The organism is Bacteroidota bacterium, assembly GCA_030706565.1.
Taxonomy (GTDB): domain Bacteria; phylum Bacteroidota; class Bacteroidia; order Bacteroidales; family JAUZOH01; genus JAUZOH01.
In genome coordinates this window covers 1-13211 of record JAUZOH010000078.1, presented here as the reverse complement: position 1 = coordinate 13211, position 13211 = coordinate 1, and the positions used below count along the sequence as shown (strand labels likewise).

Annotated in this window: 10 protein-coding genes; 3 read left to right on the top strand and 7 right to left on the bottom strand. The window is 39.3% G+C overall.

The features are described from left to right. Positions 1-2276 (bottom strand): type IX secretion system sortase PorU (gene porU / locus Q8907_06075; GenBank protein MDP4273833.1); only part of this gene is annotated, 2276 nt, incomplete at its 3' end. A gap of 138 nt (positions 2277-2414) precedes the next feature. On the opposite strand from porU, the gene Q8907_06070 reads away from it, so the two are divergent. From Q8907_06070 to murF, 3 genes are all read left to right on the top strand, one after another. Next, positions 2415-3374, top strand: a complete 960-nt coding sequence (locus Q8907_06070) for a PorP/SprF family type IX secretion system membrane protein (protein ID MDP4273832.1) — start codon at positions 2415-2417, stop codon at positions 3372-3374. A gap of 68 nt (positions 3375-3442) precedes the next feature. After that, on the top strand, positions 3443-4924 hold the full coding sequence (gene gldJ / locus Q8907_06065) for a gliding motility lipoprotein GldJ (protein MDP4273831.1): 1482 nt from the start codon (positions 3443-3445) through the stop codon (positions 4922-4924). A 151-nt stretch (positions 4925-5075) separates the two neighbouring features. Further along, positions 5076-6386: a UDP-N-acetylmuramoyl-tripeptide--D-alanyl-D-alanine ligase gene (gene murF, locus Q8907_06060; GenBank protein ID MDP4273830.1), complete on the top strand. Its 1311-nt coding sequence runs from the start codon at positions 5076-5078 to the stop codon at positions 6384-6386. Between the two features lie 24 nt (positions 6387-6410). Here the strand turns inward: murF and Q8907_06055 are convergent, their stop codons facing one another. The 6 genes from Q8907_06055 to Q8907_06030 form a co-directional block, all read right to left on the bottom strand. After that, positions 6411-8084, bottom strand: coding sequence for an AMP-binding protein (locus tag Q8907_06055; GenBank protein ID MDP4273829.1), 1674 nt, complete (start codon positions 8082-8084; stop codon positions 6411-6413). Between the two features lie 258 nt (positions 8085-8342). Beyond that, positions 8343-9374, bottom strand: coding sequence for a glycosyltransferase family 2 protein (locus Q8907_06050; GenBank protein ID MDP4273828.1), 1032 nt, complete (start codon positions 9372-9374; stop codon positions 8343-8345). Continuing rightward, positions 9371-10249, bottom strand: coding sequence for a lysophospholipid acyltransferase family protein (locus Q8907_06045; protein ID MDP4273827.1), 879 nt, complete (start codon positions 10247-10249; stop codon positions 9371-9373). Before Q8907_06045 ends, Q8907_06050 begins: the two co-directional genes overlap by 4 nt. 9 nt (positions 10250-10258) lie before the next feature. Continuing rightward, a complete protein-coding gene (locus Q8907_06040) occupies positions 10259-11053 on the bottom strand; it encodes an inositol monophosphatase family protein (GenBank protein ID MDP4273826.1) in 795 nt (264 codons plus the stop codon). A 109-nt stretch (positions 11054-11162) separates the two neighbouring features. After that, complete coding sequence (gene mtaB, locus Q8907_06035) at positions 11163-12491, bottom strand: tRNA (N(6)-L-threonylcarbamoyladenosine(37)-C(2))-methylthiotransferase MtaB (GenBank protein ID MDP4273825.1); 1329 nt, start codon at positions 12489-12491, stop codon at positions 11163-11165. Positions 12492-12533: 42 nt separating this feature from the next. Then, positions 12534-13211 (bottom strand): polyphosphate kinase 1 (locus Q8907_06030; GenBank protein MDP4273824.1); only part of this gene is annotated, 678 nt, incomplete at its 5' end.

Below are 13211 nucleotides of genomic sequence, written 5' to 3'. Positions count from 1 at the left end.
GAAACCTGTTGATAGGCATCCAGGTAAATCTTCTGAATATTATAATCCGGATTTGCTGATTTAACCTCATCTGAAAGTAAATCGGCCTGTTCGGCATGCAAACCTGCATCTTCATCATCAGCAACAAAGCTAACGACATTACGCCAGTCGCCTTCGGTTTTTGAACTGATATACCGATTGATTTTCCCAACCATGCTGGTATCCGAACTGCTTGAAACAGGAATCCTTCCTACCCCAACATCCAACAGGCCTGTCGACATATCTTCATTATCATCCAGCAAACCGAAATAATCATCACTGGTATAAGTCCCGGATTCGCTGAAAGAGTTTTCCGATTGATAGGTCGGGATAAAATTATGATTGTCCGAAAGCTTCAGGTTATTTTTATTATCGTAGGAACCATCTCCGTATAACAGCAAATATTTAGGTTGAAGGTCCACGCTCCCGGCCCGGTCATAAAACATTTTTACAAAATTACGCAGGGCCGCAATATCAGGCGAACCTGAAGAAAATTCATTGTAAATCTGTTCTGTGGTTGCTACAACCACTTTCATATTATCCTTATTCCGATGAATTCCTGCCAGTTGATTGGCCTGATCAAGAAAACCGGAAGGAGTAACCACAATCAAATCCGGTTGCGACAAACCATGGAGGTTTTGATTCATTACCGGCTGAACATCCTCCGGAGACGAAAAGGGTACGGGAAATGTGCCCTTATTGTCAAGAGCAACAAATTCATGCAGGGAATCAGTATTTAACTGGAAGGTTAATTTCCCGTCAGCATATACCGCATCAACCTTTTTAATATTATGAATATCAGAAACATCAAAAATTTCAGTAGTTTGACCGGCATTATTCAGGACAAACCTGGAAATCTTACCGGGACCAACGGACCCGGCATCCCTGAAAAACATGAATGGGCCGGAAAAAACCATATTCCTCCGTACATTAACATCAAATTTATCGATCCAGCCTACAGCTGAAGCATCCCCCCCATTGTTATAGCCAAATGTCAACTGCAAATTGTCCGTGGTTTTCGTACTCATCGAAGCAGATGAATTGGCTGTAGCTTCTACAGCAGAAAGATCGCCCGAAAGGGCACTTACAGGAACAGTCTGAACGGGATTATTGGTTTCAGCAATGTTAAAATAAGAACTTACTGAAGAGGCGGCAGCAACAACCGTATGGATCTTTAACGGACTGCTTTTGACTAAATTCGGAAAGGAAAAATTGAAAGTATAGGAAGAGGTCATATCAAAACGTTCGCCCAGCCATTGACGTCCGGAATATAAAATATTCTCCTTTTCCAATTCATGGAAGTTATAATCATTAAAAGTGGTCACCTCATTGGTTGGAGTCCCACTTACCGAATTTTCAACTTTAACATTTTTCGAAACCCCAGCATCCGTTGTTAAATAATAATAAGAATAATCAGAATAGAAATTTAAACTGTGTAAAAATTGTCCGGTATTGTTGTCATATTTCCAGGAAATAGGGCCAGAAAGATAAACCAGCAGATAATCCCCTTCATTAAAAGTATTATCTGTCCCGAGATACTTAAGTGTCGGGATTTCCTGTAAATCATCCGCAGCATTGCCCACCGCAACCTCAGGCAGCATCTTCCCTCCGCTCCCAAATAAAGATATTGCGGAAGGATTTGAAAAACCCATCTTCACTATATCTGAATAGGTAATTTTGTATATGCCGTCGGAAGAAATCTTGAATTTTACCCATTTACCCGAATTTAAAACTGAAGTCTGAACATAATTTTTCGCACTTTTTTTGGTTTTATTAGTATATTGTTTGTCTGTAACAGGAATTAATTGAAGGGTAAAGGATACCAGTTTTTCTATTTTGCCATTAAGCTTGTTTTTCCTTAGCGGCACAAAACTAACCTGAAGTTGTGGCGTTTTATTGATGAACTGGACATCAGAACTGACCTGAATTTCACTGTTTAACTGTGAAGAAAAATTGATTTTAGGGGTAATGTTTCCGTCAAGTTCCGTAAACTGCTGATTGACTAATTCAACTTTGTATTTTTGAGTAACATCAGGTATTTTTATCAGTTCATAATAGTAAGGAAATAAAGTTTGGGGATCATAATATACAGCCTTATCAAAATGAAGGTAATAAATATTTTCCTGAGGAGAATAGATGCTTTTTTCACTGACAATGCCCCTGTCCCATGTTATTGAACGGTTCAGGGATAATTCCTGGGCAGTTGCTGCAAAAAATGAAAGACAAAACGGAATAAAGATCAAGATTCTTTTATGCATCTTTTAAAGAATTGGAATGGTGAAAAAATATAAATATGGATATTTAAACTTGAAAAAAAATAATAATATTATAAATTTAAGTCAAATTTAATTAAGCAAAGAGTGGGGAAAAAGGGAATTTATAAAAAACATTTTGTTGTGATTTTTTTTCTATTGACTGCACATCAATTTGTTTCTGCGCAGGATGCTTATTTTTCGCAATTTTTTATAAACCAGTTATATTATAATCCCGCCTTTGCCGGCTTCAATAAAGACCCTGAAGTATTGCTGAGTTATCGAAATTATTTGCTGGCATCGCAAACGGCATATCTAACCTACGGTGCATCCTATAATCAATATCTGGATGCAGTACATGGAGGAGTTGGCCTTCAACTGGTGAGGGATCAACAGGGAAGCGGGATATTCAATAAGACCTCAATGGATGCAATGTATGCTTATCATTTAAAGGTGAACCGTTTTTTTTCTTTACAGGCAGGATTTCAGGTTTCGTACATGATGAAAAATTTTGACAACAGCAACCTGATTCTGCCGGATATGTTTAACCCTTCCACCGGCGATTTTATTCCAACTCAGGCGCCGGTAGCCAGCTATCATAAAAATTTCCCTGATTTCTCATTGGGCATATTAGGAATAGCGCCCAACTTCTATATGGGATTTTCGGCCCACCATGTCACCGAACCCAACGAAGCATTTGACGCCGGACAAACCACCAGGCTAAGCCGCAAGTATACATTCATCACAGGAATGACGATCCCGTTAAAAAATATTCGTTACGGCAAAGAAGAGGTTACTTTAAACCCTGCCCTTTTATATCAAAATGAAAAAAGTTTTCAACAGCTAAATTACGGATTGTTGATAAAATTTTCACCTCTATCTGCCGGCATTTGGGCAAGAGAGGATAAGGATCTGTCATTCAATTCATTAATTTTCTCAATAGGTTATAATCAGGACTTTTATGAGATAAATTACAGCTATGATATGGCCGTTTCATCTATAAAAAGAGCAAATTTTGCAGTCCATGAAGTAACTTTTAGGATAAAATTCAAGTATAACAAAACAAGAAAATTACATGAGGCAATAAAATGTCCCAAAATATAGTTATTTTTGTTGGAACGAATTAAGAAAAGACAAAAAATAGTATATTTGAAATAAAAATGAAATTAACTATGAACAGAAATTTATTATTTATTCCTGTAGTACTATTTACGATGCTGTTTTTGTATTCCTGTGGCGGAGGGAAGAAAGGGAAATCTTCCTCTACGGGATGGGAATATAACAATCCCGACAATGGCGGTTTTGAAGTAAAAACGAGTTATAAGGAACAAGAAACAGGTCCGGGGCTGGTATTGGTACAAGGTGGTAGTTTTATTATGGGCCGGACAGAACAGGACGTGATGTATGATTGGAACAATTCTCCGCGGCGTGTTACAGTCGAATCGTTCTATATGGACGAGACAGAAGTTAAAAATGTCGATTACAGAGAATATACTCATTGGTTAAGCCGTGTCTTTGCTGAATATCCGGAAGTATATCGTAAAGCCCTTCCAGACACCCTGGTATGGCGTGAGAAATTAGCTTTTAATGAACCTTATGTTGAATATTATTTCCGTCATCCTGCTTATGACGATTATCCTGTAGTAGGAGTCAACTGGTTGCAGGCTAATGATTACTGCTCCTGGCGTACCGACAGGGTCAACGAAAAGATTCTCATTGACGAGGGCATTTTACAATGGGATCCCAACCAGAAAAACGAGAATAACTTCAATACCGATGCTTATTTAGCCGGCCAATATGAAGGACTTGTCAAGCAAAACCTGAAAAGTTTAGACCCCAACCAGGAAGACAGAAAAGTAAAAATGGAAGATGGTTTGCTTTTGCCCAAATACAGGCTCCCAACCGAAGCTGAATGGGAATATGCAGCTTCCGGCCTGATTGGAAATACAGTTGACGAACGTATGTATGAGCGCAGAATTTACGCCTGGAACGGACATTCACTCAGAAACGGTGACAAAAAGAATATGGGCAAGTTCAGAGCCAATTCAATGAGGGGCCGTGGTGATAACATGGGTATTGCAGGTGGCCTTAACGATAACGGTAGTATTACTGTTCCTGTCCGCTCATACTGGCCAAATGATTTCGGCCTGTATTGTATGGTTGGAAATGTTAACGAATGGGTGTTGGATGTTTACCGTCCTCTTTCATTCGAAGATGTTAATGAATTCCGTCCTTTCCGTGGTAATGTATTCCAGATGCTTGAAAGAGACGAACAAGGAAATATAGCACAGAAAGATAGTTTCGGTCATTTAAAATGGCGTAATATTAAGGAAAGCGAAGCTGCAAAATATGACAACTTCTCCAAAGCAGATTATCGCAATTACAAAGACGGCGATTACGCTTCAAGCGTTGAATATTCCACAGAAGATGCTGACAAAGGCCCAGGTTCCAACAGAATGTACTCCCAGAAAGAAGGAGACAGAACATCCCAGATCAATGATAATGTAAGGGTATATAAAGGGGGTTCATGGAAAGACAGAGTTTACTGGTTAAGTCCTGGTACACGCCGTTACCTTGAAGAGACCAAATCAAGGGATGATTTAGGGTTCCGCTGCGCAATGACCCGCGTAGGCAGTCCTGCAGGAAACAGATAATAGTTAAACAACTATATAATTAAAGAAAAAGCCTCATTCATACAATGAGGCTTTTTCTTTAATATGGCTATGATAAAATTGCATATTGGATTTTTTTTGTGAAACTTTGCAAGTGTAAACAGATTAATCAATTTCCCTCAACTGAGAAAAAATGAATGGTAAAGAATTATATGATATTTATACCCGCTTCCCTCAAATTTCGACTGACTCAAGAAATGTTGTAAAAAATTCCATCTTTTTTGCCCTTAAGGGTGCAAATTTCGATGGAAACAAATATGCCGCCAAGGCCCTGGAATCCGGTTGCGCTTATGCGGTGGTGGATGAACCCGGATATGCTCTGGATTCGCACTACATTCTTGTTGACGATGTCTTAAAATCATTGCAGGAATTAGCCCAATATCACCGCCGGCAACTTAATATCCCCATTATAGGGATAACGGGTACTAATGGAAAAACAACCACAAAAGAATTAATTACTGCTGTCCTGGGAAGGAAGTTCAAAGTTGTTTCTACAAAAGGTAATTTCAACAACCATATTGGGGTTCCTTTAACACTTCTTTCTATTGATAAAGATACGGAAATTGCCATAGTTGAAATGGGTGCAAACCATCCCGGAGAAATTGCCGATTTATGCCAAATATCCCAGCCCAATTATGGCTTGATCACGAATATCGGCAAAGCACATCTTGAAGGGTTCGGTTCACTCGAAGGGGTAATCCAGACCAAAAAGGCCCTCTACGACTATATTCAAAAAAACAAAGGAACCATTTTTGTTAATGCCGATAATCCTATTTTACGTAATATCATTCCGGCCCACTGCAATTCAATTATGTACGGGGTTTCGGTTGAGGCAATTACCCGTGGAGAGTTTGTCGGTTCAAATCCTTTTCTCGAATTAATCGTATATTACCAGTCCTTTCAACCTACCAAAGAGACCAACAGCAAGATACATACACAACTTGTTGGCAGCTATAATTTTGACAATGCCATGGCTGCTGCATGTATCGGGATCTACTTTGGGGTGCAAAGGGATGAAATAAAAAAAGCATTGGAAGAATATCAGCCCGATAACAGCCGTTCGCAATTGGTTAAAACAGAACATAATCAACTTCTGCTGGATTTGTATAATGCCAATCCCTCAAGCATGGAAGCTGCCCTGAAAAATTTCGCCCTGATGGCCGCTGAAAATAAAACAGTAATATTGGGCGATATGCTTGAACTAGGCCCTACCACGGAAGAAGAACATAAAAAGATTCTCTCTCTTACAGAACAGGCAGGAATAAAACAGGCATTTTTTGTAGGAACTTTGTTTTGCAAGGTACTGGCCGGCGGAAAATACCCGGCATTTGAGAGTGTCGAAGAATTCAATGAATACCTCAAACTTCATCCCATCCAATCCTCCTTAATATTGATAAAAGGATCACACGGGATACATCTTGAAAAAACGGCTCAATACTTATAAATAAATTTTATACTGCTCAGAAAATCAGTCGATGTATAAATATCGTTTGATTTTCTGGGTTGGTGTTTTCTCAAAAGGTTCAACCTGTTCAACAACCAGGCTCAACCGCGAAAATTTGCTAACCTGCTTGTTTACTTTTTCCTGGATTTCAACCATCATGTCGCTGATTTTTGACTGCATCTGGTTCTGCCAATTGATAGCCGACTGTTTCAGATTATTATAGCTCTCTTCCAGTTCATCATAATTGACGTGCACCTTAGCGATAAGCCTTCCCTTCTTTTCATAAACCACAGATTCTACTACCCCTTCAATTTTATTGATGATGGCTTCAATTTCTTCAGGATAAATATTTTCGCCGCTGGGGCCCAGGATCATATTCTTAAGCCTTCCCTTGATAAAAAGATATCTGTCTTTATCAAATACGCCCAAATCGCCGGTTCTGAACCAACCATCATGGGTAAATGCATTTAACGTAAGCAACTTATCCTTAAAATATCCTTTCATCACATTATGTCCGCGGACAAGAATCTCCCCTTCGCCAGTTTCAGGATTGGGATTGTCGATTTTTACTTCAACATCTTTCATTACATACCCGGTGGAATAGAGCTTGGTTTCAGCCGGCGAACATCCAGCAATCATGGGCGAAGTCTCCGTCAGGCCATAGCCAATGGCATAAGGGAAACGGGCTTCATGCAGAAAACGTTCCACCTCCGGAGATAAGGGGGCACCGCCAATGCCATAAAACCGGATGCAACCGCCAAATATTTTGTACAATTTCATTCCTACCAGGCGGTTGAGTAATTTCCGTAACAAAGGAACAGAATAAATCATCTTGGTCACTTTGTTACCAGTAAATTTAGGCAATATCTGCGACTTATAAATCTTTTCCATAATCAAGGGAACCGTCAACATTGCAGTAGGCTTTACCTTTTGTATGGCAGGCAACAGATAACTGGCCGAAGGCGGCTTATCGAGATAATAAACTGTAGATCCCTGCATCACAGGCAGTATCAAGCCCAAAGAACATTCGTAAGTATGTGACAAGGGTAAAATAGAGAGAAAACGATCCTCAGAATTTATATTGACCAGGGTAAGTGATTGGATAACATCAAAAATCAGATTCTTATTTGAAAGCATTACCCCTTTGGATTTCCCGGTAGTCCCCGAAGTGTAAATAATAGCTGCCAGGTCATCATCTTCAACCTGCAGCGGTTCAAAATGCAAGGCTTCCTCTAAACGTTCCCGCAGAAATCTTTCTATGGTCTGATGCTCCGTATCAAAGGGCAGACTAAAATCATCAAGCACTATGATCAAAAACTTGTCCTGAAAGGTTTCCAGGTTACAACGGGCCATCAACTTTTTAGAAACAAATATTGCTTTAGTTTCGGAATGTTCAAGAATATTCTTTACTTCTATCTCCGTGAAATCAGGCAATATAGGTACATTTACAGCCCCCATCCAGGCGATGGAGAAATAGGCCAATCCCCAATTCGGATTGTTCTCGCTGAAAACAGCAACCTTATCCCCTTTTTCAATACCGCTGCAATGAAGGAAAAATGACAATTCTCTTGCTTTGACATACAGATCCCGATATGTATAGCCCTGAATATCAATAAACGATAAAGCAGTTTTATCGCCAAAACACTCAGCACTGCTTTTAAGTAAAGCTTGAAGTGTATATTTTTGAATTTCCTGCATTAAACAAAATTTAAATTGATTTCACCAATACAAAGGTAGATAAAAGAATAGAAGAATTATCTTCTCAACCTTTTTTTAACTTTTGAAACGAACATGTTTGCGAATAAAACACAAACACCAATGAAAATAGCAAACATGGAGTTACATACGACATTTTAAAATCAATTATTTACGTATGAAACGAACATGTTTGCGAATAAACCCAAAACACTGATGGAAATAGCAAACATGGAGTTTCATTTGTCCTTAAAAAATTAATTATTTTCTTATGAAACCTATTTTATTAAATGTTCTACGTTTTAGGATAAAATAATTGAAGACGATACTGTTTTTATAAGTCTGGCCATTTCCACCACAAACTGAAATAGAATTTGTATGCCTTCTGGCCTTACGTAAATAAGAAAGTGCAGCGTAGAAGGACAAATGTGCTTTTAAAACGGCTAAAGCATCCCTGTAATGCCTGCTCAAAAGGAATTTTATAACAGACAAACCATCCAACGCCATGCGAGCCACTAAAGTAATGACCAGCCGGATAGTTGGAAGATTCTTATATAACAGAAAAAGGTTGTTTCTAAAATTCAGGTATGTTTTAAAAGGATTCGTTTGAGGTAAGGTCCCTCCTCCCACATGATAAACTGTTGATTGAGGAATGTACATAATTTTAAAGCCCATTTTCTTAAGACGCCAGCACAAGTCAATTTCTTCCATGTGGGCAAAAAAACGTTCATCTAATCCTCCGGACTGATTGAATAGCCGGGCCCTGATAAACAGACAGGCACCTGTTGCCCAAAACACCTCCGAACTGTAATCATACTGTCCTTTGTCTTCCTCAACCGTATCATATATCCTGCCCCTGCAAAAACTATAACCTAAGATATCCAAAAATCCCCCGGCAGCCCCGGCATATTCAAAACGCAGGGGATGGTTATAATCTTTGATTTTGGGCATACAGGCGGCTACAGACTGGTCTGCATCCATAAATTCCTCAAGGGGATCAAGCCAGCCGGAAGTGACTTCAATATCAGAATTTAAAAGTACATAATATTCGGCCTCGATCTGGGCAAGTGCTTTATTATATCCACCTGCAAAACCATAATTTTTATCAAGCTGAAGAGTCCGTATCCCGGGATAATTCAGCCGGATAAAATTCATGGATTCGTCAGTTGATGCACTATCTGCAACAACAATTTCGGCTTTCGAAGTATCTGTATATTTAATTAACGATGGCAGAAACTTTTCGAGAAAATGTTTTCCATTCCAGTTAAGAATAACAACAGCTATCTTGATCATAAGTCACTTCGTTTATATTTCCATCGCTTGTGCGACCACAACCAGTATTCGGGCTTTTCCCGGATCATCTGCTCAAGCACTTCAACATGCTTTTGAGTTATTTCATAAGGTTGTGTCGAAGATGGATCATCAAAAAGTTTTACAAGTTCAACCTGATAATATCCCCTTTTTACTTTCTTCATCTTGGCAAAACATACAACCTGGTTGGTTTTTCTTGCAATCTTCTCAGGCCCGAGGTATATCGGAGCCTCCTGGTTCAAAAAATTGGTCCAGTATTGAATTTCGTTTTTCATGGGACGCTGGTCCGATAACAAAGCCAATAAAAAAGGTTTCTTTTCGTGTAGGGCTTGGGCTACCTCCCTGTATGTTCTGTGCATGGGAACCGGAATGGTACCAAAACGGCTCCTTGATTTGATCATTAAATTATTGTAAGTCTCATTGTTCAATGGTTTATATACCGCAAGCGTTTTATGCTTGTCAACCAAGGGGAAACCAATAAACATCTCCCAGTTGGCATAATGCCCCATGATACAAACAATGCTTTTCCCCTGTTCGTATAAATCGTTAAACAACTTTATATTGGGATAAGTTACTCTTCGCATCATCTCATCCCGGCTCATGCCCAAAATTTTTACATTTTCAACAAACACATCGCAAAGATGTTTGTAAAAATTTTTAGCTATCCGGATTATTTCCTTCTCATCCTTCTCGGGAAAAGCATGGTGAAGGTTATCGAGAACTACTTTCTTCCGGTAACGGACAACATAATAAATTAAAGGGTACAAACCATCCGAAACAATATAAAGCAAACGCAATGGAAGCAAAGCCAACAGCCAGTTAAAAGCATATAAAATATAGGAGCCCAAATTCCTCATTTTAAATAACTATTTTGAAAAATAAGAGCCCACAATCTGTCTAAATTCGCTAAATACCAGCGAATTGGCCGCTATCATTTCTTTTCCGAAAATATAATCATGGCCCCCTTTAAAATCGCCCAGCATTCCACCAGCCTGTTGAACAATCAAAACTCCTGCAGCCACATCCCAGGGATGAAGGCCATATTCATAGAAAGCATCGTAACGGCCGCAGGCTACATAAGCCAAATCTGTAGCTGCAGATCCCATACGGCGCACTCCATGAGAATTTTTCATCAAATCTTCAAGAGTTTCCATATAGGGCTTCATTCTGTTGAAAGTGTAATATGGAAATCCCGTTGCAATAAGAGAATCCGCAACCTTTTCCTTGGCAGAAGTATGAATTTCCTCACCATTTAAAAAAGCCTTGCTGCCTTTCCAGGCATAAAAACATTCATCCATGTTGACTTCATATACCACACCAATGACCACCTGATCGTTCTCCATCAAGGCAACACTAATGGCATAAGGAGGTACGCCATGAATAAAATTGGTGGTACCATCAAGGGGGTCAATCACCCAATTATAAACCTCACCCTTTTTGTTGATGGTATGTTCTTCTGTTATGAAACCGGCTTCAGGCAGGATATCCTGCAGGCCTGCAACCAGTTTTTTCTCAGATGTTTTATCTACATAAGTAACAAAATCGTTTTTACCTTTGCTTTGGATCTTATCTGAGGTCAGTCTGCTTACTTCGTTCCGGATAAAATTTCCGGTTTCCCAAACAAGTTGTTTTGTTTTGGCACAAATTAATTCATATTCCATTCTAAAAGAATTTTTTACAAACGTAGTGGTTTTTTCCAATAAATTGAACCCTGAAACGAATAAATACCCAGGACAGCTGGCTCAAATCAGGGCTGATACCCCGGTTATATTATAATTTCTGAGGCTCAGGAACAAACTGTTCAAAGATGACATCACCTTCAGAGGATATTTCTTTTAGTTTTACCATAAAAATTTTGCCTGCAAGTTTGGCATCATAAGGTGCTTCAACCTTAATGTAATTGGCTGTAAAACCATGTATCTTCCCTTTGGTCCTTTGCCCTTCGAATAAAACTTTTTGCCCGGTTCCTAAATTCTTCAGGTAGAAATCATGCCGTTTCTGTTCTGACAGTTCATGAAGTTTCTTATTCCTTTCGTCTTTAACTTTGTAAGGAACCTGGTCCGCATAAGATGCAGCCGGCGTATTCTCCCTAATAGAATACGGGAAAACATGTAAATAAGAAATATTCAGGCTTTTGATAAAATTATAGGTAACCTTAAAATCCTCATCGGTTTCGCCCGGGAAACCCACAATGACATCCATACCAATTCCCGCATCAGGCATCACTGCCTTTATTTCCTCTATCTTACGGCGGTAAAAGGCTGTATTGTAACGGCGGCGCATCAAAGCAAGTATCCGGTCACAACCCGACTGCAGGGGAATATGAAAATGGGGCAGAAACTTTTTGGAATCAGCAACGAACCGGATAATTTCCGGGGTCAACAAATTAGGTTCAATTGAAGATATGCGGTAACGTTCAATGCCATCAACCTCGTCCAGCGCCTGTATCAGTTGAAAAAATGTTTCCCCTGTAGATTTACCGAAATCGCCGAGATTGACCCCGGCCAGTACAATTTCTTTTATTCCTTTTGCAGCTATTTCATTTGCTTCTTTCACCACCTGGCTGATGGGCATATTCCTGCTTTTTCCCCTGGCTATGCAAACCGTACAATAGGAACAATGGAAATCACAACCATCCTGGATTTTAAGAAAGGAACGGGTTCTATCACCCGATGAATAAGCCGAAAAACATTCCGCTTCCTCATTCGCAGTTTCCTGACAAATGGTAGCCTGCCCTTTTCTGGAAAAATTTTCAACAAAATGGGAAATATCCAGTTTGTTGGCAGAGCCCAAAACCAGGGACACTCCGGGAATTTTGCTGATTTCATCTGCCTTAAGCTGAGAATAACATCCAATAACGGCAACAAAAGAGCCGGGATTAGTCTTTACGGCCCGGTATATGGCATTTCTGCATTTCTTATCAGCATGCTCGGTCACCGTACAGGTATTGATCACATAAACATCAGCTAAAGAACTAAATTCAACTTTCCGGAATCCTAAGTCTTCAAATTTACGCGTCAGCGCAGATGTTTCTGAAAAATTCAACTTACACCCTAAGGTATAGAAAGCTACCCGTTTACCCTCAAAGATCAATGACATGCCTTATTCCCTCTTTTAGTCAAAAACTTAAAAGATGCAAAATTAGCTTAAATTTTTATAATAATTATAAAGTTCAATTTGAGAACGAACATGTTTCCCTGAATTATCACTTTTATATTCATTATTCTGTTCCTTGTCGATAATCCTGGCTTTTACATTATCCCTCAATTGAGTATCAATAATTGTACGCAGTTCCTTTTGCATATCCTTATCATAAATCGGGCAGGCAACTTCAATCCGGTGATCCAGGTTACGGGTCATCCAATCGGCTGAAGAAATATAATACAACTCTTTATTGTTGTTGCAGAATACAAAGATCCTGGAATGTTCCAGGAAACGATCCACAATGCTGATGGCTTCAATATTCTCGCTCATCCCCGGAATCCCGGGTATCAACGAACAAATCCCTCTGACAATCAATTTGATTTTTACGCCTGCATTATTGGCCTGATAAAGTTTTTTAATCATATCACTATCAACCAGATTGTTGATTTTCAGAATGATGTATGCGGGACGTTTGGCTGTTGCATTCTTTATTTCATTGTCAATCAGTTTGACCAGACGCTTTCTCATGTACAGGGGCGATACCAGAAGGTGGCGGTAAGTGTAGTTTTTGTAAATGTTTTCAAAGAAATCAAATATTTTCTGCACTTCCAGGGCAATCCGTTTATCTATGGTGAAAAAGAACACATCCGAATAAATCCGGGCATTGTCCTCATG